17 protein-coding genes and 1 tRNA gene are annotated in these 26,410 nt (G+C 58.5%); 15 read left to right on the top strand and 3 right to left on the bottom strand.

Features of this window, described 5'->3' with window-relative positions; genetic code table 11:
* From J5441_03495 to J5441_03485, 3 genes are all read left to right on the top strand, one after another.
* On the top strand, positions 1 to 214 hold a 214-nt coding region (locus tag J5441_03495; GenBank protein ID MBO4934219.1), incomplete at its 5' end, for a hypothetical protein.
* Positions 215 to 232: 18 nt separating this feature from the next.
* Positions 233 to 787 (top strand): adenine phosphoribosyltransferase, encoded by a 555-nt coding sequence (locus J5441_03490; GenBank protein ID MBO4934218.1) that lies wholly within the window; start codon positions 233 to 235, stop codon positions 785 to 787.
* Positions 788 to 958: 171 nt separating this feature from the next.
* A complete protein-coding gene (locus tag J5441_03485) occupies positions 959 to 1,960 on the top strand; it encodes a zinc ribbon domain-containing protein (protein ID MBO4934217.1) in 1,002 nt (333 codons plus the stop codon).
* 67 nt (positions 1,961 to 2,027) lie between these two features.
* Here J5441_03485 and J5441_03480 read toward each other — a convergent pair whose 3' ends face one another.
* The gene (locus J5441_03480) at positions 2,028 to 3,626 is read right to left on the bottom strand and encodes an MBL fold metallo-hydrolase (GenBank protein ID MBO4934216.1); all 1,599 of its coding nucleotides are present in this window, start codon (positions 3,624 to 3,626) and stop codon (positions 2,028 to 2,030) included.
* Between the two features lie 151 nt (positions 3,627 to 3,777).
* On the opposite strand from J5441_03480, the gene J5441_03475 reads away from it, so the two are divergent.
* The 5 genes from J5441_03475 to J5441_03455 all read left to right on the top strand — a co-directional run bounded on the left by J5441_03475 (position 3,778) and on the right by J5441_03455 (position 7,694).
* A tRNA-Gly gene (locus tag J5441_03475) sits at positions 3,778 to 3,851 on the top strand.
* Positions 3,852 to 4,225: 374 nt separating this feature from the next.
* Positions 4,226 to 5,173 carry an alpha/beta fold hydrolase gene (locus tag J5441_03470; GenBank protein MBO4934215.1) on the top strand — a complete coding sequence of 316 codons (948 nt, stop codon included), beginning with the start codon at positions 4,226 to 4,228 and terminating at the stop codon, positions 5,171 to 5,173.
* Positions 5,174 to 5,220: 47 nt separating this feature from the next.
* The gene (pgeF, locus tag J5441_03465) at positions 5,221 to 6,039 is read left to right on the top strand and encodes a peptidoglycan editing factor PgeF (protein ID MBO4934214.1); all 819 of its coding nucleotides are present in this window, start codon (positions 5,221 to 5,223) and stop codon (positions 6,037 to 6,039) included.
* A gap of 9 nt (positions 6,040 to 6,048) precedes the next feature.
* Positions 6,049 to 7,131, top strand: coding sequence for a hypothetical protein (locus J5441_03460; protein MBO4934213.1), 1,083 nt, complete (start codon positions 6,049 to 6,051; stop codon positions 7,129 to 7,131).
* 8 nt (positions 7,132 to 7,139) lie between these two features.
* On the top strand, positions 7,140 to 7,694 hold the full coding sequence (locus J5441_03455; GenBank protein ID MBO4934212.1) for a hypothetical protein: 555 nt from the start codon (positions 7,140 to 7,142) through the stop codon (positions 7,692 to 7,694).
* Between the two features lie 215 nt (positions 7,695 to 7,909).
* Here J5441_03455 and J5441_03450 read toward each other — a convergent pair whose 3' ends face one another.
* Both J5441_03450 and J5441_03445 read right to left on the bottom strand, forming a co-directional pair.
* The gene (locus J5441_03450) at positions 7,910 to 8,428 is read right to left on the bottom strand and encodes a spore maturation protein (protein ID MBO4934211.1); all 519 of its coding nucleotides are present in this window, start codon (positions 8,426 to 8,428) and stop codon (positions 7,910 to 7,912) included.
* Positions 8,416 to 9,027, bottom strand: coding sequence for a spore maturation protein A (locus J5441_03445; protein MBO4934210.1), 612 nt, complete (start codon positions 9,025 to 9,027; stop codon positions 8,416 to 8,418). Before J5441_03445 ends, J5441_03450 begins: the two co-directional genes overlap by 13 nt.
* 147 nt (positions 9,028 to 9,174) lie before the next feature.
* Here J5441_03445 and mscL point away from each other — a divergent pair, with 147 nt between their 5' ends.
* From mscL to J5441_03410, 7 genes are all read left to right on the top strand, one after another.
* Complete coding sequence (gene mscL, locus J5441_03440; GenBank protein ID MBO4934209.1) at positions 9,175 to 9,570, top strand: large conductance mechanosensitive channel protein MscL; 396 nt, start codon at positions 9,175 to 9,177, stop codon at positions 9,568 to 9,570.
* A 144-nt stretch (positions 9,571 to 9,714) separates the two neighbouring features.
* A complete protein-coding gene (locus J5441_03435; protein ID MBO4934208.1) occupies positions 9,715 to 12,810 on the top strand; it encodes a hypothetical protein in 3,096 nt (1,031 codons plus the stop codon).
* A gap of 13 nt (positions 12,811 to 12,823) precedes the next feature.
* The gene (locus J5441_03430; GenBank protein ID MBO4934207.1) at positions 12,824 to 13,996 is read left to right on the top strand and encodes an aminoacetone oxidase family FAD-binding enzyme; all 1,173 of its coding nucleotides are present in this window, start codon (positions 12,824 to 12,826) and stop codon (positions 13,994 to 13,996) included.
* Positions 13,993 to 15,558, top strand: coding sequence for an FAD-binding protein (locus J5441_03425; protein MBO4934206.1), 1,566 nt, complete (start codon positions 13,993 to 13,995; stop codon positions 15,556 to 15,558). Before J5441_03430 ends, J5441_03425 begins: the two co-directional genes overlap by 4 nt.
* A gap of 1 nt (position 15,559) precedes the next feature.
* Positions 15,560 to 16,684 carry a class I SAM-dependent RNA methyltransferase gene (locus J5441_03420; protein ID MBO4934205.1) on the top strand — a complete coding sequence of 375 codons (1,125 nt, stop codon included), beginning with the start codon at positions 15,560 to 15,562 and terminating at the stop codon, positions 16,682 to 16,684.
* A 197-nt stretch (positions 16,685 to 16,881) separates the two neighbouring features.
* Entirely contained in the window at positions 16,882 to 21,333 is a 4,452-nt protein-coding gene (locus J5441_03415; protein ID MBO4934204.1) for a fibronectin type III domain-containing protein, read from the top strand.
* Between the two features lie 241 nt (positions 21,334 to 21,574).
* On the top strand, positions 21,575 to 26,365 hold the full coding sequence (locus tag J5441_03410; GenBank protein ID MBO4934203.1) for a fibronectin type III domain-containing protein: 4,791 nt from the start codon (positions 21,575 to 21,577) through the stop codon (positions 26,363 to 26,365).
* Positions 26,366 to 26,410 lie beyond the last annotated feature (45 nt).

Below are 26,410 nucleotides of genomic sequence, written 5' to 3'. Positions count from 1 at the left end.
TCGTTCAAAACTGCTCCGCATCTTAAAAAGAGAGATTTTTGTGTCGGACAAGGCGAAAGCGCGATGGAATACTGTATGTATTCCGAGCGCTTTCAACGCAGTCCGGCGCGAAAAGATCCTTTTTAAGACCGGCGTATCCCTGATTTGCGCGCCCAAAGTTTTTTCTATTGACCTTTTCACAAAAAAGTATTATCATATTACCGTGATGATTTGAGAATAAGGAGTTGGCAGTATGTTTTACAAAATGAAAATCGCGGGGCTTGACCGCGCGCTTCCTATTTGCAGAGTGACGGACGATCTTTATATCGCGGGCTTCGTCATCTTCGGCGATCAGGAGCTCACCGTCGCCTGCGCCCGGGAGCTGCTGAAGCTCGCGCCTGAATACGATTACCTCATCACCGCCGAGGCGAAGGGCATTCCGCTCGCGCACGAGATGGCGCGTCAGCACGGCGACGCCAAATACATGCTCGCCCGCAAGGCGACGAAGCTCTATATGCAGGAGGTCTTCGAGGTCGCGGTGCGTTCCATCACCACCGACCGCATCCAGCACCTCTATCTTGACAAGGCGGACGCCGATATGATGCGCGGAAAGCGCATACTCATCGTGGACGACGTCGTTTCGACGGGCGAATCCCTCGCCGCGATCGAGCAGCTCGTTGAAAAGGCGGGCGGCAACATCTGCGGAAAACTGACCATCCTCGCCGAAGGCGACGCCGCCGAGCGCACGGACATCAAGTATCTTGAAGTCCTCCCGCTCTTCAACCCCGACGGCACGATAAAGGAGTAATAAGCAAGCGCACATAAACAAAGCCATCCGCAACGGATGGCTTTTTGCTTTTTATTTTGTCTTGACACAATTATTATCTGATATTATAATTGTATCTATATAAATCGAAGCTGGTGCGTTGCATTTTTAATTACTGCTTGTAAGCTAATTCTATGAAGGAGTTGTGTTTTTATGAATAGAAGGAATGCTGGTATTATCTGTGCAATAATGAGCGCATCTGCGTTTTGTTGTTTTTTCGGGCCATTTATCAGCACTAGTCTATCGGGCGTAAGAATAGCGAATATTAGTGGCTTTGAATTAGCATTTGATTTGTTTAATGCGATCAAAGAAGAAGGAGTAACTTATGGTGAGCTCGCATCAATATTTGCTTGGGTTTCGTTGCTTGAAACTGTTAGTTTATTTTTCTCTTCGCTTGCTCTAATAGTCGAAGAAAAGAAACAGCAAAAAAACAAGTGGTTAGCAGTCGGGAATCTATGTTCGGGTATAATGGTCTTAATTCTAAATCTATCTATTGTCGCTGTTTCTGAATATAATAATATAGCACATTTGGGGGCGGGAGCGATAATATCGGGTTTGCTGCTTCTTATTGCTGGTATTATGCTGTTTGTTGCTATAAAGAATGATTACAGTGATAAAGCAGTCCAGAATTATCTTCAAGGATTAAAAACTGCCAATAATAGTAATGCAAAGCAGGTTTCAACTGGTAAAGTCTTCGGCAAAGAGGTGAAAGCAAAAGAATACTGTGATATATGCAATAGAAAAAGAGAAACATTGTACCATGTTGTGCATACGAGCGACAAGATGGCAGAAGCAGAAAAATATGTGTGCGATGAGTGCTTAAAAGAGTATAACTGTAGAATTATCGAGAAAAAAACAAACGAAAAAACTGATGATAAGCAGGGAAGTTATATGGGCGGCTGGGTAGTCTGCCCAAATTGCGGAAAACTCCGACAAGAGAGCGAATCATTCTGTGGAAATTGTGGGAAAAGTCTTTCAAAACTAGGTGACGATGATAATACAAATGATTCGACTATTAAAACCGATAATCAATCTATTGGCATTTTGAATGATTGGATTACTTGTCCGAATTGCGGTAAGATTCAACGAGTGAGTAAATCCGTATGTTGGAATTGTGGTAAGAGTATTATTGATAATACGCAAGGGAAAGGATAATACTTGTCTATATCAAAAAGCCATCCGCAACGGATGGCTTTTGTGTTATATCGAAAGTTGTTTACCCTCAGTCCGTTCTTCTGTCGACGTCGTCGGCGAGGGCGTTGACCTTGTCGGTCAGGGCGGAAAGCTCGCGGTTGCTGCGGCCTTCACAGCCGCGAAGCGCTTTCATGAGGCGCTCCGCCGCGGCGAGCAGCTTCGCGAAGACAGCGTTCTTCACGCCGTCCTTCCTGACCGGCTTGCCCTCCGTGCGCACTATCGCGGAGGCGTCCCTCAAGTCGAACACCGAGCCGCTGAACGGCGCTTCGGCGTCGTAGCCGAGCCCCTTCAGCGTTTCAACGAAGCTCGTGCAGGATACGTCGTCGCCGTGGTTGACGAAGATATGCCGCGGTCCCCTTCTGAACGCCTTTATCCACGCGATAAGCCCGTTTTTGTCCGCGTGGCCGCTTATCCCCGGCAGGAGCGAAACGCCGCAATTAACGGCGATTTCCTCGCCGAAAAGCTTGACCTTCTTCGCGCCGTCGTAGATTATCCTGCCGAGCGTGCCGTTCGCCTGGTAGCCGACGAAGAGCAGCATACTCTCCTTTCGCCAGAGGTTGTGCTTCAGGTGGTGGCGTATGCGCCCCGCCTCGCACATTCCGCTCGCGGAGATGATGACCTTCGGCGTCGGATCGAGGTTTATCGCCTTCGACTCCTCGGCGCTGACCGCGACGTGCAGGCCTTCGAACCAGACGGGGTTGACGCCGCTGTTCACGAGCGCGAGCGTTTCATCGTCGAAGCAGGCGTGGTCGCACTGCATGAAGACGTCGGTCGCCTCGAGCGCGAGCGGACTGTCGACGTATACCGGGAAGTCCGGGTGCTCGGGCAGCATATTCTCCTCTTTTATCCTGCGGATGAAGTAGAGTATCTCCTGCGTCCTGCCGACGGCGAACGAGGGGATGAGCACGTTGCCGCCCGCGTCGAGCGCGGTTTTGATGCAGTCGCGGAGGATTGCGACGTTGTTCGCGCCCTCCTCCTCGTGGAGGCGGTCGCCGTAGGTGGATTCGACGACGAGCCAGTCGCATTCCGCGACGGGCTGCGGATCCTTGATTATCGGCTGATTGACGTTGCCGACGTCGCCGCTGAAGACGATCTTGCGGTCGGTCCCGCCCTCGGAGAGCCATATCTCGATCGCCGCCGAACCGAGCAGGTGGCCGACGTCGTTGAAGCGGACGTCAATGCCCTCGAGCACGCGGATGCGCTCGCCGTAGTTGCAGGGGCGCAGCTTGGAGATGACTCCCTGCGCGTCGTTTGCCGTATACATCGGCTCGCAGCCCTCGCCGCCGGAGCGCTTCGCCTTGCGGGTGCGCCATTCGGCCTCTGCCTCCTGTATCTGCGCGGCGTCCATCAGCATTATCTGCGAGAGGTTGCAGGTCGCGGAGGTCGCGTAGACCGGCCCGCGGAACCCGTTTTTGTAAAGCAGCGGCAGCTTGCCGGAGTGGTCGATGTGCGCGTGAGTCAGCAGCACGCATTCGATCTCGCCCGGGTTGACCGGCAGCTCCGCGTTGACGAAGGTGTCCGCGCCCTGCTCCATTCCGCAGTCGACGAGCACGTTCCTGCCGTTTATTTCGATAAGGGTGCAGCTCCCAGTGACTTCGTGGTTCGCGCCCAAAAAGGTTACCTTCATACAGCCCTCCGTGTGTGTTTTCGTTGTGTTCTCTATTGATAATGTTACCGCCGTTTGCCCGATTTGTCAATATTTTGCGGCGCGGAAAATTATTGTTGACATCGGCGCGGCGCTGTGCTATAATGTTACGCGTTCGGAAAAAAGCGAATACGCGGGTGTAGTTCAATGGTAGAACACCAGCCTTCCAAGCTGGATACGTGGGTTCGATTCCCATCACCCGCTCCAGAAAGAGTCCGGCGCGTAAGCGCCGGACTCTTTCAACTCTATTCGCCTTCGACGGGTGATATTGCGCTTCGCGCGGTTCGGGAGGCGAATAGAATATCACTTTTTCGTTCGCTTAGAAAAACAGGTTTGTCAGCCCGTTCGTCCCGTTTGCGTATCCGTTCCGTGATCACGGAAAAAACCCCGTCGGTTTTGGGCGTGCAGGTAATCTGCGCGCCCTTTGGCGGGGGTTTTTCAATGCTGCAGGTTCGCGGGAGCTTTCACCTTGCCGCGGCGCTTGCGTCCGAGCCTTCATTTCGCTTTTCCCGTTGCATTTTCGACGGAATGATGATATTATATATAAGACAAAAGACAGATAAAAAACGGAGGTATGCGATATGTGCCTTGTTTCGATGATCTATAAAAAGAACGTCGTCAAGCGCTATGACGATGAACGTACGATAAAGTACTTCACCCACAAGGATTATCCCGGGCTCGACGCGGAGCCGATAGAGTTTCTGACCGCGCACGGGGACGAGCTGAAGGGTTACGTCTACTCCTATCCTGACGCGGACGGCGGGAGCCTCGTTGTTTTCGCGCACGGGCTCGGCGGCGGACATCAGGCGTATATGAGCGAGATCGAACGCATTTGCCGCGCCGGCTACCGCGTCGTCGGCTACGATAACTGCGGCTGCTTCGCCTCCGGCGGAAAGAATATCCGCGGTTTGACGGAGTCGCTCGCGGATCTTATCGCCTGCATCGACTGGCTGCGCGGACAGGAGGAGTACGCCGGCAAGCGCATTTCCGTGATAGGGCACTCCTGGGGCGGATACGCGGCGTCGAACATCCTGAATTACCGCAAGGTCTATGCCGTCGTTGCTATTTCCTGCTTCGTATCGGTGGAGGTGTTCGTCGACGCGTACCTGAAGGGGAAGCCCGCGTATATGAAGCGCGGAGTATACAACTTCGAGCGCAGAGCGAACCCCGATCTGGTCGCTTCCTGCGCCGTCGACGCGGTGAAGGATACAGACTCCAAAGTGCTCTTCGTCCACTCGCGGGACGACAATTTCGTCTCGGTTTACGTCGGCCTCGACTACGTCAGAAAGCGCGTGCACAACCCCAACGTCGACTACCTCGTCGTCGACGGCAAGAAGCACAATCCGAACTACACCGCAGACGCGGTCAAGTATATGAACTCCACCTTCGGCGAGTATAACCGCCTCGTCGCGGAGAAGAAGCTGCGCACGTTTGAAGAAAAATGCGCGTACTGCGCCGACTTCGATTTCAGAAGGATGACCGCGCAGGACGACGAGGTCTGGAACGTCATCCTCGAGCATATCAAATGATGCCGAAAGGACTTTACATTCCCGCGCTTTTGTGATAGAATACCGGTATGAAAAAAACGTTTTATAAAACAGAAAACAAGGGCGTAACGCTCGTCAAGAGCGGCCTTCTCGAAGCCGAGCAGTCGGTGCGGCACTGCTTCACCACGCGGCTCGGCGGCGTCAGCTCAGGCTATTGGGCGTCAACGAACCTCGGCTTCGGCAGGGGCGAGGAGCGGGATACCGTTCTGCGCAACTTCGAGCTCGTATGCGAAGCCGCGGGGCTGAACTTTTCGCGCCTGACGCGCTCCTTCCAGAAGCACGGTATAAACGTCACCGAGGTGACGGAGGAAAACGTAGGCAGCGGCTTTTTCGAGCCGCCTTTCGACGATACCGACGCGCTCATAACGCGGCTTGAAAACACCCCGCTGGTCGTGCATATCGCGGACTGTACTCCGGTGCTGCTCTACGACCGCGCGAACCGCGCCTGTGCCGCGATCCACGCCGGATGGCGCGGTATGGCCGCCGGCGTTATCGAGGCGGCGATAAACGCCATGGAGGATTCCTACGGCACCGATCCTACAGATCTCGCAGCCGCTGTCGGTCCGTGCATCGGGCCGTGCTGCTTCGAGGTCGACGAGGATGTGGCGGACGTCTTCCGCTCCGACTTCGGAGAGGGAGTCGTCATCCCTGCAAAGGACGGCAAAAAGACGCGGATTGACCTTCCGAAATGCGCTTTGGAGGCACTGACCGGCAGGGGAGTTCCGGAAAACAGCATAGACGTTTCCGGTGACTGCACGTTCTGCGATGAACGGTTATACTACTCCCACCGCCGCATGGGCGAAAACAGAGGCACTCAGACCGCGATCATTCAGATCTCCGGACGGTGAGGGAACGAAATGGTAATCGAGTATTTCAAGATCAAAAGCTTCGGCAACGTCGACAACGCCAGGGTGGAGCCCGGCGAGGTATCCTCTCTTGCCGGCAAGGGCGGACTCGGCATAGCCGCGCTGACTGCGTTTGAGCTTTTCATATTCTACGGAGTCAAGGAATGCGCCGCGGAGGTGCAGCCGTACCTCGACTCCGCGAAGGGGCCGGTCGCGGGCGGCTACGCTGTCGTCGCGGACGGCACGAGGCGCTATATAGTTGCGCGTGAATACCTGCACGGTGAAGAGCGTTTGCTCGTCAAGGACGCCGACACGGACGTTGAGATCAAGCTTCCCGGCAGCGCGGGAGAGTTCTTCTTTTCACGTACCGCCGCAGAGTTTATCAACGGTTCGGAGGGCGCGCCCGCCGACATCAGCGACATACTGAAAACGTCGCGCATACGCATCGATTCTACCGAAAAGATCAAGACCAACGAGATACTCGCCCTTCGCGAAAAGCTCGATTCGCTCGGCAAAAAGCAGATGCGCCTCGGCGCGGAGAGCATGGCCGCGCGCGGAGTTAATTCCGCGGAGCGCCTGCGCAAGGCGCGTCAGGTGCAGAAGGAGCTGCTCGAATGCGACAATCGCATCCGGAAGCTCGACGGCTCGGGAAAGAAGCCGCTGGCTATGAAAAGGCGGTATTTCATCGCCGTGCTGTCGACAGGCGCGGGGATACTCCTGCTCGGCGTGCTGTTTTTCCTGCTGATGGGCAGCATAAATATGGATAAGGCGAAGGCGTTTTTCATTTCGCTCGGACTGATCGGCGTCGGGCTGACGGTGCTGCTCTGGGTGCTGTTTTTCAAGATAACCGAGAAGCTCGTCATGAAAAGCGTTCCGGACGCCGAGAAGGCGCTCGCAGCGAGGCGGGACGAGCTTTCGGAGAAGCTGAATATACTGCTTGAAGGCTCCGATTTTGAGGAGCTTGAGAGGCAGGCGAAGCAATCAAAAGGCGTTTCTTCCGCCAGATCGGCGGAAGAAATAGAACGCGATCTCGAGCAGGTAAGCCGCGAGATCGACGAGGTAAGAAAGCAGCTGAACGAAAAATTATCCGCGTGAGGTGAATTATGGACGAGGAAAAGACATCCGGCGCGTCCGGCGGGGAGGGGCCGCCCTCCGAAACTTCAACGGCGAAGCGCGTCGTCGCGCTGGCGGCGGTCGCCGTGCTGCTCGTTGTGGGCATAGCCGTGATACCGATGTTTCTGGCCGGCAGGCAGGCCGAGATAAACAGAGAAACGAAGGCTTCAAACGTCTCGTATTCCGCCGCCGCGGAGCTGAAAATCATGGCTCCGACGAAGGGTTTGAACGACGGGGAGCTGCAAGCGCTCACCGCAGACAGCGAGTTTTTGAAAAGCGTTGAGGTGAAATTCGACGTTCCGTACACGAATGAAGACGAACGAGCCGTGCTTTTCTTTCCGTCGTCTGACGTTTCGGTCGAAGCGGAGAGCGGAAAGCTCGAAAAAACCGCCCTTTCTGACGGGATACTGATTGTCTGGACGCCCGAAGGAGCGGGCGCGGGAAAACTGAACGTCTCTGAAGGAGCGAAAAATTACGTTATCTCGCTCAAAAAAGGCGAGGAGGACGTTTTCGAGGCTGTCGTTTCGGCGTCGGATAACGGGTAAAAACAGACGAAACAGGTGCAAAAAGCGGTCGTTTTCGGGAGGATCACTCCGAAAACGACCGCTTTCGCGTTTACCGGCCGAAATCGCCGCTTTTGAAACCGGCTCAAGCTGCAAACCCTTTATTTATGCGGCTTCGCAGACAATATGAATAATATTGATATGAGCGTTATTCATATGAATAACGCTCATATATACGTTTTTGGGGTATTTTGGGGTTACAATCCGAGCCTGACAGCGACGACCGCGGCCACTGAAACGGTGAGGTCCGCAATCAGCGCGGCGGGTATCGCGTAGGAGGTCTTTTTAACTCCCGCTCCGCCGAAATAAACCGCAAGCGCGTAAAACGTGGTTTCTCCTCCGCCGCAAACTATGCTCGCGATTCTCCCGACGGCGGTATCGGCTCCGCTCTTTGCGAGTATGCTTTCGAGCACCGCCAGGGCGCCTCCGCCGGAGACGGGACGGAGCAGCGTAAGCGGCAGGACCTCCGCAGGAAACCCGACAGCTTCCGTGAGCGGCGAAATCAATCCCGCCAGCGCGTCGAGCGCGCCGGAGGAGGAGAGTATGCCGACCGCCGTTATCAGTCCGAGCATCGACGGCGCGATGTGTATGACCACGCGCAGTCCGTTTTTAGCTCCCTCCGTGAAAAGCGCGAATGCGTCGAGCTTTTTGAAAAGCGCGGCGCAGACTGCGGCGCAGATGAAAAGCGGCACGAGCGCCGCGCCTACGTAAGCCATAGCCGTTTCCTTCCTCCGAGTCCGCGCCGCCGCTCCGAAAGCCGCCTGAAAAACTCCGCCGAAGCGAGCCCCGCGGCGAGCGCGGCAAGCGAGCTGAGTAGCACGGCGGGAACGATATCGAATGGCGCGGCGGCACCGTATCTTCCGCGCATGGCGGCGACGGTCGTCGGTATAAGCTGCACCGACGCGGTGTTCAGCACGACGAAGCGTATCATCTCGGCGTCCGGCTCCGCGCCGCGTTCCTTCATCTCCGCGACCGCCTTGAGCCCGAACGGCGTCGCCGCGCTGCCGACGCCTATCATATTCGCCGCCACGTTCATGGAGATAGCCTCGGCGCAGGCTTCGTTCTCGAACGAGCGCGGGAAGAGCCGCCGCAGCAGCGGACGCAGCAGCTTTGCCGCGCCCTTCGTTACTCCCGCGGCGGAGGCGATATTCATTATCCCGCTCCAGAAGGGGATGACCGCCGCGAGAAAGAGCAGGAACCGAACGGCATTTTCCGCCGACGAGATCACCGAGGCGCCGAGCGCGTCGAGCCCGCCGGAGAACGCGGAATAAGCGAACGCGGCGAGTATCATTCCCGCCCAGACGAAAGAGAGCATACCATCACCCGTGCGATAATATGAGCCGGAGGATTGTCCGTATAACGAAAAAACGCGCAATTACGCGCGATATTAAAAAGAAAATATTGCAAAATCGCTTCGGATTTGTTATAATCGACTTACAAATAAAACTGCGAGGTGTCAAAAATGAAAAAATTCTTCAGGGAATTCAAAGAATTCGCGGTCAAGGGCAATATGATGGCTATGGCAGTCGGCATCATCATCGGCGGCGCTTTCACCGCCATCGTGACGAGCCTTGTCAACGACATCCTTATGCCTCTGATCACCGCCCTCACCGGCAAAGCGACCATCGAAGAGGTTTCTTTCACCGTCGGCGGGACCGAGATCTTCTACGGCAAGTTCATTCAGGCGATCATCGTCTTCCTGATCACCGCTTTCGTCGTATTCCTGCTCGTCAAGGGCATCGCGAAGATGACCGAGAAGAAAAAGAAGGAAGAGGAAGCCGCTCCCGAAGAGCCCGCGGGCCCGACCAGCGAGGAGCTGCTCACCGAGATCAGAGACCTGCTGAAAGAGAAGAAATAATTTCGCCGGTTTTCCGGACGGGATCATGAAATGAACGTGTGTCGGCGCGTCGGTTTCCGGCGCGCCGATTGCGTTACACGGCTTACCTGCCGGACGGCGGGAGTAAAGACGTCAATGAGCGAATAATCAATGAGCGAGCGTTTTATGAACGAAAACGAAAACCCGATAATCGAAAAGAGAGGTTCTCCGCTGCCGTGGATACTGCGCATAATATGCCTCGTGCTGTGCGTAGCCTTGTTCGTTGCGGTCTTTACGCTTCCGTCCTCTGAAGGGAACGGCGGCGCGACGCCCTCGCGTGATAAAAAGATACCCTCCTCCGCCGTTGCCGCCGCGTACAAGGAAAAGCAGAAGGCGCTGAAAGCGGAAGGCTCCGTCGCGCTGATAGTGCCGACGGATGAGCCGGCATACGCCGCCGACCTGAAAAAACAGCTGAAACAATACGGACTTACCGTCGACGTTTACACCTGGGAAAAGGCGGAGAACAATCCCGTCGCCTTCATGCCCGAGAAATACAGGACGGTCATATACACGGAGGCGTCGGGGATACCCGAGGGACTTATCGGTCCGGTGGGACATTATCTTCGCCGCAAGGGCGGTCTGATATGCATCGGCGGGCCGGCGTTTTCGGATATATACTCCAAGAGCGGCTCCGGCTACGTCAAGACGCGGCAGATGACCGCGACGAACGACGCTGATCAGAGCAACCAGTTTTCGGCGGAGCTGTTTGCAGACTGCCTTTCTCCGGCGTACCAGACGTATCCGGTGACCAACGCCGTGAAGCTGGTATCGCGTGATATTCAGGGCATACTGCCCGAGGCGGAATACACTACTCCGTACGAAATGTTTTCCCCCTCGCCGCGCACCTACGGCACCGGGATACTCAAAAACCGCAACCGCAGGTTCGTTCCTCTTATCGAAGCGATAGACGAGAAAGGCGAGACTGCAGGTTATCCGGCGTTTATGCTGCTCTCGACGGGCGTTGAGGAGCAGGTAAACTATCTGCCCGGAATGTGGGCGGGCTTCAATACCAACGATACGAACTTTCTCTGCAGCGACGAGGTCGTCGGCGCGATCGCGTGCGTGGCGGCGTACTTCAACGTGCGCACTATGCTTTACGGCGGCGGCGCGGGAGAATACACCTACTTCCCCGGCGACGAGTGGGAGCTCGGCGCGGAGGTTATAAGCGACGGTATGCTCTTTGACGGCGCCGACATAAACGCGGAGGCGGGCGCACTGTCGGACTGCACGGTCAACGTGACCGTCGCGTCGGGCGGCGCGAACGTCTTTGAGAAGGAGTTTCAGAATTACGAGTTCGAGCGCGTGACGGATACCGAGCTCGGCACGTATACGCTTTTCAAGACCGGCTGGACGCCGCCGGACGCGGGCGGCTACCGCGTAACCGCGGAACTGCGCTCCGGCGGAGTGGTGCTCGACAGACTCTCCCACGACGTCGGCGTTTACGTCGCGAAGCCGGAGAGCGAGCGCAAATACGTTACCGCCGCCGGCAAGGATCTCTATCTTGACGGCGAGGTCTGGAAGTGCTACGGCGTCAATTACATGCCTTCCACCGGCATCGCGCTCGTGGGCGACGATTACGAAAAATGGGTTTCGCCGTCGGCGTTCGATATCGACGTGGTGTCGAAGGATCTGCGCAGGATAAAAGCGATCGGATTCAACGCGGTCTCGGTCTTCGGATACGACGTCGCGATAGGCGACAACACGCTGCTGACGCTGCTGCGGCTGTGCGAAGAGAACGGCCTCAAGGTCTTTTTCTCGTTCAGAGAATTCGCCAACCCCGTCTATTTCAACGGCGGCAACGAGCAGCTTATACGCGATATGATAACCTCGTGCCGTCTTGCGGAAAGCGACACCCTGATCGGCTACGACGTTTCGTGGGAAACGATGCCCGGCTCTTATCAGCCGAGCTGGTGCAACGATATGGGAATGGTGTCCTTCGACGAGCTCTGGAGCAAGTGGGTCACCGACAACTACGGCAGCCTCGAAGCGGCAGAAGCCGCGTGGGAATGGAGTCCCGGCCGCACCGCCGGAGGCGCCATGAAGGGAGTCGACATAGGGCAGGTCGCGGGCCGCGGAGTCACGCAGGCTTCAAAAGCCGTGCTCGCATACCGCCGCTGGCTCGACGACTGGTGCGCGGACATTTACGGCAATGTCGCGGACATAATCAGGGATTCCGACCCCAACCATCTCGTCAGCGCGAGAAACGGAATGTACACGGGCTGGCCGAATGGCCGCTTCCGCGACGTCGGCTGGGAATACGGCGCGCTCGCTTCCGCGCTCGACGTTATGGGGCCGGAGGGCTACGGATACTATTACAAATGGGAGGACGACTTCGAGACCGCCGTCTATTCCGTCGCGTATTCGCGCTATTCCTGCGACAAACCGCTTATCTGGTTCGAGTTTGGCAAGAGCGCGTGGACAGGCTCCAACTACGATAACGAACGCGGACTCGCGATGCAGTCCGACTATATCGCGAACATTAATAAGGTGCTCGCCGAGAGCCGGTCAAACGGCGTCTTCTACTGGTGGTACGCCGGCGGCTTCCGTCTGAACGAAGCGAGCGACTACGGCATAATAAACCCCGACGGCTCGGACAGGCCCTCCACGGTTTTGATCCGCGGTTACGCGGAGGAGTTCAAAAACGGCGGCAGGGTCGGAGAACCGGAGGTCGTCGCGACCGCCGGCAGAGACGAATACACCTACGGCGTTATTGGCATGTACCTCGAGCACCAGTCGGAGTTCAAGCAAGCTATGGAATCCGGCAAGACCTTCGGCATCAGCTGCCGCTCCGACGCGATGACGTCGCTCGACGCGGAGCTTACGCGCCTCGGCGACCTCGACGTCGGCCCGCTGCGCTTCCTGAACGCGACGATACGCAGGGCGTACTACCGCGTCGAGGGCGGCGAATGGGCCGAGCTGAAGGACGGCGAAGTCATCACCGCCGCGCGCGGGAGCAGTATCGAGCTGAAGGTGACCGTCGTCAACACAGGCAGGGCGAAGTGGATATGCCGCGCGAACGCGGGCGCTTCCGCGGGAGCGGTCTGCGTCAACGCGGACGGCATGAGCTTCGATATCCCGTCGGACGCGGCGCGTCACGATATGATCACCGTCGACGGCATTTTCGTCACGGCGGATAAGTTCAAGACGGTAGCTTTGGAAATGGCCGCCGAGGGCAGAGCGCACTTCGGCGAGAGGATAAGATTCAATGTCAAGACGGTCTGACGGAGGTGAGCGTATGAAGGATATCTGCATTATCGGCGGAGGCGCGTCCGGAACGGCGGCGGCGATCGCAGCCGCGAGAAGCGGCGCGTCCGTCGTCATAGCCGAGGGCAACGCGAGAGTGGGGAAGAAGCTGCTCACCACCGGCAACGGCAGATGCAATCTCACACACGTTTCGCCGTCCGCGGAGGCGTACCGCGGCGACGCGGAGTTTATCGCCGACGTGCTCGGCGAGTTCGGCGCGACGGGCGCCTTCACATTTTTCAAGAGCTTGGGGCTTCTGCTCCACAGCGACGGCGAAGGCAGGGTATACCCCTACTCCAACAGCGCGAACACCGTGCTCGACGCGCTGCGCCGCGAACTCGACCGCTTCGGCGTTGAGACCGTCTGCGGTTTCAAGGTCAAAAGCGTGGCCGGACGCGACGGGGATTTTTCCGTTCGTTCGGCTGACGATAAAACGATAAAGGCGAAAAAAGTGATATTCGCCGCCGGAGGCAAGGCGGCTCCGTCGAGCGGAAGTGACGGCAGCGGCTTCGCGCTGCTCGGCACGCTCGGGATAAAATCAACTGAAACGCGCCCCGCGCTGACGGGTCTGAAATGCGGCGGCACGGCGCGCTTCAAGGGTATCCGCGCGAAGGCGCGGGTCACGCTGCTGCGCGGAGGCGTGGAGATATCCTCCGCCGCCGGCGAGGTGCAGTTCGGCGACGCGGGCCTTTCGGGGATATGCGTCTTTGACGTCTCGCGCTTCGCGCAAAAGGGCGACGAAGCGAAGGTCGATCTTCTGCCGGACTATACGCCGGAGCTTGCGGCTCAGGTGCTCGCGGAGCTCGACGGCGGCAGGGGATTGCCCGCCGCGGAACTGCTCTGCGGCGTCTTTAACCGCCGCCTCGCGGAGTACGCGGCCGCGAACGCTCACGGAAGCGGCTTCGCCGCGCTCGCGGAATCCGCGAAGTCGCTGCGCTTCACAGTCGAAGGCGTTATGCCGTTCGCGAACGCGCAGGTGACCGCGGGCGGAGTTCCCGCGTCCGAAGTCGGGCGCGACCTGCAGTCTGTGCGCGCGCCGGGCGTTTATATCGCGGGCGAGCTTCTCGACGTCGACGGGATCTGCGGCGGCTACAATCTCCACTGGGCGTGGTGCAGCGGCATCCGCGCCGGCGAAAGCGCCGCGTCCGCGCTGAAACGGTTATGAACACTTATATATTGAGAGAAATCAAGCTGCTTCCGGGCAGCGGAGATAAGGAACTGAGAGCGGCGGCGGCGTCGCGGCTCGGCGTGAGCGAAAGCGAGATCGCCGGAGTCGAGACCGTGCGCCGTTCAGTCGACGCGCGCAAAAAAGAGGATATACGCGTGGTTTATTCCGCGGCGGTCACGCTTGCGAAAAAGCTGAAAAACGCGGAGCTTTACGAGCGTCCGCGCTACGAACTGCCGACGGAAAGCCGCCTTTCGCGCCGTCCGCTCGTCGTCGGAGCCGGCCCCGCCGGACTTATGGCGGCGTATACGCTCGCTCACGCGGGAGCGCGCCCGATACTTATTGAGCGCGGTCTGCCCGTGGAGGAACGGGCGAAGAAGGCGGAGACCTTCTTCTCCTCCGGAGAGCTCGATGCCGAGTGCAACGTGCAGTTCGGCGAAGGCGGAGCGGGCGCGTTTTCGGACGGCAAGCTGACCACGGGCATAAAAAACGAACGCATCGGCAAGGTGCTTGAAATATTCGTCGAAAACGGCGCTCCCGCCGAGATCGTCTACGAGGCGAAGCCGCACGTCGGCACCGACCGCCTGCCCGCGATGGTCGCCTCCGTCCGCCGCCGCATAATCGATATGGGAGGCGAGGTGATCTTCTCCGCTAAGCTGACCGGCCTCGATATTTCCGGCGGCGCGGTGAAAGGCGCGAAGTGCCTCGTCTCCGGCCGCGAAGAATACTTTGAAACCGACCGCGTGATACTCGCCGTCGGGCATTCCGCGAGGGACGTTTTCGAGATGCTTTTCGCCAGGGGCGTCGCCATGAAGGCGAAGCCGTTCTCCGTCGGCGTCCGCGCGGAGCATCTGCAGAGCGAAATCAACAAGGCTATGTACGGCGCTCAGTGGGATAACCCGTACCTCGGCGCCGCCGACTACAAGCTCGCGGCGCACCTGCCGGACGGCAGGGGAGTCTACACCTTCTGCATGTGCCCCGGCGGCTTCGTAGTCGCCGCGGCGAGCGAGGAGGGAGGCGTCGTGACCAACGGCATGAGCGCCTACGCACGCGACGGAGCGAACGCGAACAGCGCCCTGCTCGTCGGCGTCGACGAACGCGACTGCGGCGAAGGACCGCTCGCGGGAGTGCGCTTCCAGCGCGAGCTGGAGCGGTGTGCGTTCGCGGCGGGGGGCGGCGGCTACCGCGCTCCCGCGTTCCGTATGGACGAGCTGCTTTCCGGCGCCGCGTTCGGCGGCTTCGGCAGCGTCGCTCCGACCTACCGCCCCGGCGTTTCGCACTGTCCGCCGGAGGAGTTTCTGCCGCGCTTCGTTTACGCTTCGATAGCGGAGGGAGTCAAACGCTTCGCCGCTAAGATAAAGGGCTTCGACTGCCCGGACGCCGTGCTGACCGGCGCGGAGACGCGGTCGTCCTCACCCGTGCGCGTCCTGCGCGGAGAGAATATGCAGTCGCTGAACGTCGCGGGGCTTTACCCCTGCGGCGAAGGCGCGGGCTACGCAGGAGGCATTATGTCCTCGGCGGTCGACGGCATAGCCGTCGCGGAAAGGGTGCTGGAGGGTTGATATGGAATACGTCGCTACCTGCCTTTTCGGCGTCGAGCGGATGCTCGCCGACGAGATAGACGCGCTCGGATACAAAAGAACGGACACCTCCGACGGCAGAATAACCTTCGAGGGCGACGCCGCCGCAATCGCGCGCTGCAACCTCTGGCTGCGCACGGCTGAGCGGCTTTACGCGAAGATCGGCGCGTTCGAAGCCGACACCTTCGACGCGCTGTTTGAAGGCGTCAGGGCGCTGCCGTGGGAGGAATGGCTCGACCGCGACGCCTGCTTCCCCGTCACGGGGCATTCACTGAAAAGCGCGCTCTTCAGCGTGCCGGACTGCCAGGCGATAATCAAAAAGGCGATCGTCGAGCGGCTCAAGGGCAAATACGGAATAAGCTGGTTCGGAGAGACCGGCGCGAAATACCGCGTCGAGTTTTTCATCTTTCACGATAAGGTAACGCTGATGATAGACGCGAGCGGCACGCCGCTGCACAAGCGCGGCTACCGCCTCGCCTCGAACGACGCGCCCCTGCGCGAAACGCTCGCCGCCGCGCTCGTCAAACTCTCACGCCCGCGCGAGGGAGTGCTGTTTCACGACCCCTTCTGCGGCTCCGGCACGATCCCGATAGAAGCGGCGCTGATAATGACCAACACCGCGCCGGGACTGCGGAGAAGCTTCGCCGCCGAGGAGTTCGCCTCCGTCGACAGGCGGCTTTTCGAGCGGGCGAGGGAGGAGGCGGAGACCGCGAAGACCGCCGCCGGCGGCTTCGAGGCGTGGGCTTCCGATATCGACCCGAAGTTCGTTTCGATAACGAAGGGCAACATCCGCCGCGCCGGAGTCGGCTCGCACGTCAAAGCGTTCGTCGCGGACGCGCTCGATATCTCGGCCGAAGGCAGACGCGGAACGGTCGTCTGCAACCCGCCATACGGCGAGCGGCTTTCCGACCGCCGCGCCTGCGAGGAACTTTACGCCGCGATGGGACGCGCCTTCGCGAAGCTCGGCACGTGGCAGATTTACGTGCTTTCGTCTCACGAGGATTTCGAGAGTTTCTACGGGCGCAAAGCCGACAAGGTGCGCAAGCTCTACAACGGCATGATAAAGTGCAACTACTATCAGTTTTTCCGCGCTCCGAAAGCGGATTAAAACCGCGCGAAAGCGCCCGGACTCTCCGTGAGTTCGGACGCTTTTTCCGTTTTGTCGTCGGGCACAATTTTTTTCATAAAAATCAGCAAGTTTTTGTTGATTTTTATTTTTTATTGTGCTAAAATGTGCATTAGGAATATTGTGAGTTTTCATCAATATCCCGTTTTGCGAAGGAAATTTTTAATAGGAGGAAAATTATGAAGAAACTCATGTCAACCATGATTGCCGTCTGCATGCTTCTCAGCCTGCTGAGCGGCGCCGTTCTGTTCAGCGGCTCGGCCGAAGCTTACGAAACCGTAAAGCTTGTCGGCTTCAGCAACTGGACGCAGGCGCAGCTCGATACGAGCAGCGGCAACAACGGCTATGCGAACGGCTGCGGCAGCGCCCTTTACGTTGAGACGAACGCCGCCTACTGCGTCGGCGGCACGACTCAGGCGATAAAGGCCGTCCACGGCGGCGGCACCGCTTACAACAACTGCATAGTCAACTGGAAATTCCAGACCGGCGGTCCCTGCACCGACGGCAGCGTATGGGCGACCGCCGACGGCGAGAGCGTCAGCGCTTCGGATTACGAAGGCATCCGTATCGCCGTGCTCAACAGCAAGGGCGAACCCGCTCAGTTCACCAGAGCCATTCTCAGACTCACTTACGCCTGGAACTATTCCAGCAATATGCGCTATTGGGACGGCGCCCCCGTCTCCGACGGCGACGGCTGGCTCTACTTCCCCTTCTCCGAGTTCCAGAGCAGCAACGGCGGGGGAACGGATATCTACGATTACTTCGATAACCTTGCCAAGGGCATCTCGATGCTGAACTACGGTTCGGCCGACGAGAACACCTGCTACTACTCCGGCGTTGAGCTTTACAGAACCGCCGGCGAAGTCCAGAAGGGCTCTCTCCTTTCCGCGATCGCGAAGCTCAAGGGCTACGATTCCGTGACCTACGCTTCTGAGATCTCCGCGGCCGAGGCCGTTGCCAACGACTCGAGCGCCACTCAGACGCAGGTCGACGGACAGCTTCTCATAATCAACACCTGCATCGACGAGTACATCAGCAACCTCTATACCGATTACGCTTACGTTCAGCTCACCGGCGTTCAGGACTGGACTGCCGACGATCTTGCGAGCCTGACCAAGTACGGCTCCACGTATGCGATTTCCGATAAGGGCCTTAAGGGTAAAGCGACGCAGTCCGTTGAGATGACGGTTAAAGATAACTTCAACCGTTTCTGCCTCGCCAGCAAGACGAGCAGCGGCTTCCTCGCGAAGAACCCCTTCCGCTTTATGGATACCTCCAAGGGCTACAAGCTCTCCGACTTCGACGGCATCGCCATCGCGTTCAACGACGCGGACGGCAAGCCCCTCGAGCTGAGTCAGTTCCAGGTCCGCCTTATGCGCGGCCAGGCCGACTGGGACAGCTACTGGTCTTATGAGGGCAACTACTACGACACTCCTCTCGTCTATCATGACGGTTACTATCACCTTTATTTCAAGGATTACGCCAACCTTGCCGGCGACGCGATAAACGAAATCTCCGTCATCTCCGCGCTGTTCTACAAGGTGCTGCAGGCCGGCGACAAGGCCTACTTCTCCGACATCTGCGCGTTCTCGACGGACGGCCTTGAAGAGCCTGAGGTCGACACCCACGACATCAACAAGGTCAAGGCCGACCTCGACGGTCTGCTCAACGAGGCCGACGCTCTCGGATTCTTTGATTCGAACTACGCGAATTACGAAGACATAAGCCTCGCGGATATAATGTACGCGGATCCGGAGAGCACCTACGACAAGCTCTTCATTCAGACGAAGATCGTCAGAATGCTCATCCTCGAAGAGACCGCCGACGACGACCTTTACAACGCCTTCGCGCAGTGCGTAAACGCCTGGGAATACAACTACACCGCGGCGAGCTACGCGAAGCTGCTCGAGGCGATCGACGACGCCTGGGCGATCTATGACGACGACGCCGCCGGCGCCATCGCGCTTCTCGACGCCGCTTACGACGCGCTCGTTCCGATAGAGACCGAAGCGCTCACCGCGAACTTCTTCGAAGGCTGGACCGATACCGACGTCAACGACGTCGTTGACGCGAACAGCGGCAAGCTTTGCGATTCCATCGGCGACGGCCTCAACGCGAAAGACGTCTGGAACGCGGGCGACTTCTCCAACAACACCGCTTTCGAAGCGAACAACAACTTCTCCATGACCGCGCTCGCCGACTTCACCGGCAAAGCGATGGGCTGGAAGAACATGGACCGCAGCAAGACCCTGCAGACCGAGAGCAACGGCGCGTTCCCGCCCATGAACGTTGCGGGACTTTCCGGCGCCGACGGCATCCGCTTCAAGCTCGAGTCCACCGGCCCGGTCGACAGGATCCTCATCGGTCTTTCCAACTGCTCCACCACTACCAGAGAAGACTACGCGCTGCTCCTCAGGCCCGAATTCGTCGCGGCCGACGGCTACATCAACGTGCCGTTCAGCTACTTCGAGAAGGCCTGGTGGTGCTCCGAGAAGTTCAATAAGAGCAACCTTGACGACGTCATAGTCTTCATCATCGAGTGCTTCGGCGTCGAGGAAGACACGACCATTACCGTTTCCGACCTCTACGGCTACAAGAAGCTCAGCAAGGCCTCCGCCGATCTGGTCGAGAAGGTCCACGACGCCGCCGAAAAACTCGAGGCGTTCGACGTTGACGGCAGATACGCTCAGCTTATCGGCGACGCCAAAGCGCTCGGCGCCGACAGCTACGAAGGCCAGTGCGCCGAAGCTTACGACGCGATCTTCGCGCTCCTCAAGGCTTACGGCGTTCCCGAAGCCGCGATCGTCGACGTCCCCGGCTTCAGCATTTACACTCAGGAAGAACTCGACAAGATGGACAGCCTCGACGGCGAGAGCTCGCTGACCAAGACCGAGAGAGGCGTCATCTACAACCTGCCCAAGACGAGCGGCGACTACGCCTTCGTTAACGGCATTTACGTCCCGGGCACCGGCTTTGACCTGGAGCATAACGGAGGCACGCACAAGAAGGACCCCTTCTACGGAAAGACCCTTCCGATCAACGGCAAGACCTTCATCGATATGCTCGGCGGCTACAAGCTGAGCGAGATCATCGCTTACCGCTATCAGGTCGAAAACGCCAACCCGAACAAGGGCAACGCCATCCATTACAGCAACGGCGCGGGTCTCTGGCACTCGATGCTTACCAAGAAGCACGACGTTAAGCCCGACGCCGACAACTGGTTCACCTATTACATTGACGAAACTCCGATCGACCCCGGCGACTGGTACTACAACGACTTCGATCTGGAGAAGGTCAAGGAACAGACCGTCTTTGCCGTTTTCGAGATCTTCGATCAGCGCGGCAAGGAAATGTATAACTGGCAGGTCATCCTGTATGAATCCATAGACCGCAGCGTGCTCAAGGAAGCGCTTGAGAGATTCGCCGGCATGGACGTCGAAGGCTACGGCGACGCGCTTGACGTCTACTACGACGAGAACGCCACCGAGGCCGAGCTGAACGCCGCCGCCGAAGCGCTCGTCAACTCCGCCAAGCCGAAGGCCCCCGCGGCCCCCGAGCTCAGCAAGGTCACCTATAACAGCGTCACGCTGATACCGGGCGCGAAGAACATCGAGTTCAGATGCGGCGACGGTGAATGGACCTCCTCCAACACCTTCGAGAATCTGACTCCCGATACCGAATACAGCTTCTACGCGAGAGTCATGGAGATCGGAGCGCTCCCGGCGTCCGATCCCTCCGAGGCGCTGGTCGTCAGAACGCTGAAGGCGCCCATCAAGGGCGAAGTCGGCATCGAAGGCGAAGCCGTTTACGGCGAGACTCTTACCGCTGTCACCGACGGTATTCCCGAAGGCGCGGGCGAACTGACCTACACCTGGTCGAGATCCAACGCGCTCGAGGCCGTTGAAATCGGCACCGGCGAGACTTACGTCATCGGCAAGGACGACATCGGTTACAACCTGAGCGTCGCCGTCACCGCCGCCAACTTCGACGGCAGCATCGTCAGCGAGAACACCGCCGAAGTCATCAAGGCGACTCCTGAGCTCATCACCGCTCCCGCTCCCGCGACCGTGATCGTCGGCGAGAAGCTCGGCACTGCCGCTCTTACCGGCGCCGAAGTCAGCACCGAAGGCACGTGGGCGTGGGTCGAACCCGACGTCATTCCCGATCTGTCCCAGTCCGGCAGCGTGTTCGCGGCGGTCTTCACTCCCGCGGATCCCGACTGCTACCTCGAGCTCTACGCCGACGTTATCGTGAACGTCTCCAGCAACACCGAAGAGACCACGATCACCGACGACGCGAGCGGACTTTCCGTCACCGGCGAGTTCCTCATCGGAGCCAACCCGGAGATGACCGTTGCGGATATCACCCCGGTCCAGACGGCTTATATCGACCTGCTCCGCGCCGCGAGAAACAGCGAGAGCGCCAACAACCTCATCCTCTTCAAGAACGTTTCCTTCGACAAGCAGTGCTTCGCCGGCAAGCTGACCCTCAGCGCTCAGCTCTCCGCGAGCAAGGCCGGTCAGGAATACACCGTCTGGTACTTCGCCGACGGCGAGGTTCAGAACGCGGTCGCGACAGTCGACGCTAACGGCGTCATCACCGTCGAGAATTTCATCGTCGACATCGCGTAAATCATGAAATCCGTTCTCCCCGGCGCCGCCGGGGAGAACGATCAATCTCTCCTTCACGGGGCAGCGCAGAGCTGCCCCGTGTTTTTTTGCGCGGAGAGGTGAGAAGTGGGAAAAACCGTCAATTATTTTTCAAAAATTCATCAAATATTTATTGATTTTTGTCCGATTATGTGCTAAAATCTGCAATAGGAGTATTGTCAGATACAATATTCGGAAAATCATAATTTTGAGGAGGAGAATCATGAAGAAAATACTCAGTTCATTGCTTGCTTTTGCGATGATGCTGGCTGTGTTCAGCGGCATGGTGATATTCACCGCGTCCGCCGAGGAAGTGGAGATGCACATCCCCTTCATCAACCAGTACACGCTTGCGCAGGCGCAGAAAATGGGCACGAAAAACACGTGGGTCGGATCGGGCGACAATTCGTCGAACGCGTCCAACTACTCCATCTCCAAAGACGATGAGGGCAGAACGGTTATTTCGTTCACGACGCCCGCGGAGCTGAGCGCGCAGTGGAAAGTCTGCACCGGTTACCTTTCCACCGGCACGAGCGCCACGCCCTTCGTCAAGGACGGGCTTATCGACGGCATCAACATTTTCGGCGACGCCGAGCTGTCGAACAAGACCAAGCTGGCGTTAAAGCTCGACGGCGACGCCAACTTCAAGAGCGCTTTTTCCAACATCAACCTGATGCTCAACAGCGGCACCGAGAGAGTCTGTCTCTCGCTTCAGGGCCCGACGAAGTCGAACGGATATCTTATCTATGACTTCTCGAAGATCACCCGCAACAACTACGACGAAAGCGCCATAGCGCTCCCCAGCGCCGCCGGCAATCTCCACGACGCTTTCGACGGCCGCATCAGCACCCTCAACATGGCGATAATCTTCAATAAGACCAATCTTCCCGTAACCTTCTGGTTCGAGGACGTTTACCTTATCGGCGCCGCCGATACGGTCGACCTCCACAGAGCGATCAGAGAGGGCAAGCAGGCGGGAGTTGAGGACGAATTGATCACCAACGCCGAAGCCCTCTATCTCAGCGACGCTCCCGCTCAGGCGGACATAGCCGCCGCGATCGCCGCGATCGACGAAGCGATCGAAGCGATGACGACCGGCTTTGAGAAGGAAAAGAGAGACCTCGACGCTCTGCTTACGATGGCGGACGACCTCGGCTTCTTCGATTCGAGCTATGAGCGTTACGGCGACGTTACCGAAGCGGATATCGCTCTTGCGAGCCCCGCTCTGACGAGCGAGACCCTGCGCTTCCACACCAAGGTCGTCAGAAGGCTGATCGCGGACGAACTCTTCAACGGCGATCTTCACGACGCCTTTATCCGCTGCATCAACGCCTGGGAATACAACTACACCTCTGCGAGCTACAAGAACCTGCTCGAGGCTGTCAGCGAAGCGTGGGATCTCTGCGCCGGGCTCTCGAAGGCCGGCGGCAACGAAGCCGAAGCCATAGCGATTCTCGACGCCGCCTATGACGAGCTCGTTCCGGTAGATACCGAAGCGACCACCGCCGACTTCTTCGAAGGCTGGACCACCACTCAGGTCAACGACGTCGTCGACGCGAACAGCGCCAAGCTGTGCGATTCCATCGGCGACGGCCTTAACGCCGACGGCGTATGGAACGCCGGCGACTTCTCCAGAAACACCACCTTCGAGGCCGACGGCAACTTCTCCATGACCGCCGACGCCGACTTCGCCGGCAAGTCCATGGGCTGGAAGAACATGGACCGCAGCGGAACGCTTGCCGTTAAGGCAAACGCCGCGTATCCGACCATGAACGTCGCCGGCCTTTCCGCTTCCGAAGGCATCCGTTTCAAGGTCGCTGCCGACGGATACGTCAGCAGGATCCTCATCGGTCTTTCCAACTGCGCCGATACGACCAGAGAGCAGTACGCTCTCCGCATCAGACCGGAGTTTGCCGATGAGAACGGTTATATCACCATCCCGTTCAGCTATTTCGAGCCCGCCTTCTGGTGCAACGCTTTCTCCCAGGACGAGCTTGAAAACGTCATCGTCTTCATCGTCGAAGCTTACGGCGTCGACGAAGATACGACGATAACCTTCTCCGACTTCCGCGGTTACAAGAAGCGCGATACCACGTTTGACCGCCTCAACGACGTGTGGGAGTACAACTACACCGCCGACAGCTGGGCCGCCTTCCGGACCGCTGCCGACGCCGCGCAGAACGCCGCCGACGTTAACGCCGCGCTCGCGCTCCTCGTTCCCCGCAAGACGGTTGCCGTCACCGAGGACTTCTTCAAGGGCTGGACTACCGACGACGTCAACGCGGTCGTCACCGCGAACAGCGACAAGCTCTGCGACTCCATCGGCGAAGGCCTGAACGTTGACGGCGCGTGGAACGCCGGCGACTTCTCCAACAACACCACCTTCGCGATGGAGAACGGCGCGTTCACAATGACCGCGACCGCCGACTTCACCGGCAAGGCCATGGGCTGGAAGAACATGGACCGCAGCCAGACCCTGCAGCCCGCCAACAACGGCGCTTATCCGGCGCTGACTGTTGAAGGACTCTCCAAGGCGGAAGGCATCCGCTTCAAGCTTGAGGCGAACAAGCCCGTCGAGAGAATCCTCATCGGTCTGTCCAACTGCTCGAAGTTCGTCCGCGAGATGTACGCGATGCAGATCAAGCCCGAATACGTTGACGCGGACGGCTACATCAATATCCCGTTCAGCTACTTCGAGAAGGCTTTCTGGTGCAGCGCGTTTGCCCAGAGCGAGCTTGAAGACGTCATCGTCTTCATCGTCGAAGCTTACGGCGCCGCGAACGGCACCAAGATCGCTATTTCCGACGTACGCGGTTACTTCACCCGCGACTTCGACGACAGCGCACTTCCGGCATGGCAGTATAACTACACCGCCGACAGCTGGGCTGCTTACAGCGACGCCATCAGCGTTGCCAAGACCGCTGACGAGCGCGACGCCGCTCTGGCTCTGCTCAAGGCGTATCCCGTCAAGACCGTAACTGAGGACTTCTTCAAGGGCTGGACTACCGACGACGTCAACGCGGTCGTCAACGCGAACAGCGACAAGCTCTGCGATTCCATCGGCGAAGGCTTGAACATCAACAACGCCTGGAACGCCGGCGACTTCTCCAGAAACACCACCTTCGCGATGGAGAACGGCGCGTTCACCATGACCGCGACCGCCGACTTCACCGGCAAGGCCATGGGCTGGAAGAACATGGACCGCAGCCAGACCCTGCAGCCCGCCAAGAACGGCGCTTATCCGCCTCTGACCGTTGAAGGACTCTCCAAGGCCGAAGGCATCCGCTTCAAGCTTGAGGCGAACAAGCCCGTCGAGAGGATCCTCATCGGTCTGTCCAACTGCTCGAAGTTCGTCCGCGAGATGTACGCGATGCAGATCAAGCCCGAGTACGTTGCTGAAGACGGTTACATCAATATCCCGTTCAGCTACTTCGAGAAGGCCTTCTGGTGCGACGCGTTCGCGCAGAGCGAACTCGAAGACGTCATCGTCTTCATCATCGAAGCTTACGGCGCCGAGAACGGCACCAAGATCGCTGTCTCCGACGTCCGCGGCTACAAGCTGCTTATCCCCGCGACCGAAGAAGACTTTGCGGCGCTGAAGACTGCCGTCGACACCCTTAAGGAATTCGATCTCGACGGAACGCACTTCGCCGACGCTTACGCGCTCGCCGAGTCGGTAGCCGACTCTGACGATCACGAGGAAGTCGCTCCCGTTGTCGAGGAGCTCCAGGGCATCGTCGACAGCTTCTGCGCTCCCATCAGAAAGAACATCAAGGCGAAGATTGAAGAGCTCGAAGTTCTCGACGTCACCGGTTACTTCGCCGACGAGATCGCGGACTTCAAAGACAGATACTACGGAGAGCTTTCGAACAACTCCGCGGTTATGCTTATGCAGGAGATTCAGGGCTGCATCGATCAGTTCTCGACTCCGGACGCCCCCGCGGCTCCCGAGGTTGCCGAGATCGGCACCGACAAAATCGTCCTCACCGCCGTTGAAGGCGTTGAGTACAAGTGCGGCGACGGCGAATGGCAGGCGAGCGCCGAGTTCACCGGCCTGACCCCGAACACCGAATACACCTTCTACGCCAGATACTTCGCGCAGGGCGTATCCTCCGCTTCCGAAGCTTCCGAAGGCACGGTCGCCAAGACCGCCAAGGAAGAGATCAACGGTGCGCTTTCCGTTGACGGCGACTTCAGATACGGCGCCACGGCGACCGCGACCTTCGAGCCCGACGTTGTCGGTGATTACGACTACGTCATCGAATGGTACGCCGCCGGCGGCGATCTGCTCGGAACCGGCGAGACCTACACCTTCGTCGCCGACGACATCGGCATCAGCTTCAATGTGAAGGTCACCTCCGAAGACCTCGAAGGATTTATCAGCGCCTCTGACCTCGGACCCGTCGAGAAGGGCCTCGTTACCGTTAACGCCGAGCCCACCGCGGAGCTCCTGCCCCTCGGTATGTCTCTCGCCAACGCCGTCCTCACCGGCGGCGACACCGACGTTGCCGGCACCTGGGCGTTCGTAACTCCGGACGTCATCCCCGAGTACGAGCAGTCCGGCAGCGAGTTCGACGTGACCTTCACTCCCGACGACGCGGACCTCTACGAAGTTTACACCTGCAAGGTGGCCGTTGAGATCAACGCCGTCACCGAGCCGAAGACCGTCGTCAACACCGACTTCGGTTACGTCGAGCTTTCCGGCGACTTCCACGACCTGAGCGTCACGACCTTCGAAATGGAGAAGATCACGCCCAGACAGACCGCGTACTTCGACCTGCTCCGCGCCGCGAACCGCAGCGGCTCCGAGAAGAACATCATCTTCATGTACGCGATCGAGTTCGATACCGCGATCGCTCCGTACATCGGAACGCTCACCTTCAAGGCCGACCTCAGCGCCGACCGCGCGGGCGAGACCTACACCGTCTGGTTCTTCACCAAGGACGGCGTGGTAGGCAAGGAAGGCACAGTCAATGCCGACGGCACCATCACCGTCGAGGGACTGAAGTTCTGATTCCCGCCTCTTAATAAACCGAAGCAGCGCCCCGCGCGGGGCGCT

The organism is Clostridia bacterium (assembly GCA_017620395.1).
GTDB lineage: Bacteria > Bacillota > Clostridia > Oscillospirales > RGIG8002 > RGIG8002.
This window is presented reverse-complemented; position numbering and strand designations above follow the sequence as displayed.

Coding starts and splice junctions, on each gene's coding strand:
- J5441_03480 (MBO4934216.1), bottom strand. CDS start 3,626: ATGAAGGTAACCTTTTTGGGCGCGAACCACGAAGTCACTGGGAGCTGC.
- mscL (MBO4934209.1), top strand. CDS start 9,175: ATGAAAAAATTCTTCAGGGAATTCAAAGAATTCGCGGTCAAGGGCAAT.
- J5441_03450 (MBO4934211.1), bottom strand. CDS start 8,428: ATGGCTTACGTAGGCGCGGCGCTCGTGCCGCTTTTCATCTGCGCCGCA.
- pgeF (MBO4934214.1), top strand. CDS start 5,221: ATGAAAAAAACGTTTTATAAAACAGAAAACAAGGGCGTAACGCTCGTC.
- J5441_03470 (MBO4934215.1), top strand. CDS start 4,226: ATGTGCCTTGTTTCGATGATCTATAAAAAGAACGTCGTCAAGCGCTAT.
- J5441_03455 (MBO4934212.1), top strand. CDS start 7,140: ATGGACGAGGAAAAGACATCCGGCGCGTCCGGCGGGGAGGGGCCGCCC.
- J5441_03460 (MBO4934213.1), top strand. CDS start 6,049: ATGGTAATCGAGTATTTCAAGATCAAAAGCTTCGGCAACGTCGACAAC.
- J5441_03415 (MBO4934204.1), top strand. CDS start 16,882: ATGAAGAAACTCATGTCAACCATGATTGCCGTCTGCATGCTTCTCAGC.
- J5441_03430 (MBO4934207.1), top strand. CDS start 12,824: ATGAAGGATATCTGCATTATCGGCGGAGGCGCGTCCGGAACGGCGGCG.
- J5441_03420 (MBO4934205.1), top strand. CDS start 15,560: ATGGAATACGTCGCTACCTGCCTTTTCGGCGTCGAGCGGATGCTCGCC.
- J5441_03435 (MBO4934208.1), top strand. CDS start 9,715: ATGAACGAAAACGAAAACCCGATAATCGAAAAGAGAGGTTCTCCGCTG.
- J5441_03425 (MBO4934206.1), top strand. CDS start 13,993: ATGAACACTTATATATTGAGAGAAATCAAGCTGCTTCCGGGCAGCGGA.
- J5441_03490 (MBO4934218.1), top strand. CDS start 233: ATGTTTTACAAAATGAAAATCGCGGGGCTTGACCGCGCGCTTCCTATT.
- J5441_03485 (MBO4934217.1), top strand. CDS start 959: ATGAATAGAAGGAATGCTGGTATTATCTGTGCAATAATGAGCGCATCT.
- J5441_03410 (MBO4934203.1), top strand. CDS start 21,575: ATGAAGAAAATACTCAGTTCATTGCTTGCTTTTGCGATGATGCTGGCT.
- J5441_03445 (MBO4934210.1), bottom strand. CDS start 9,027: ATGCTCTCTTTCGTCTGGGCGGGAATGATACTCGCCGCGTTCGCTTAT.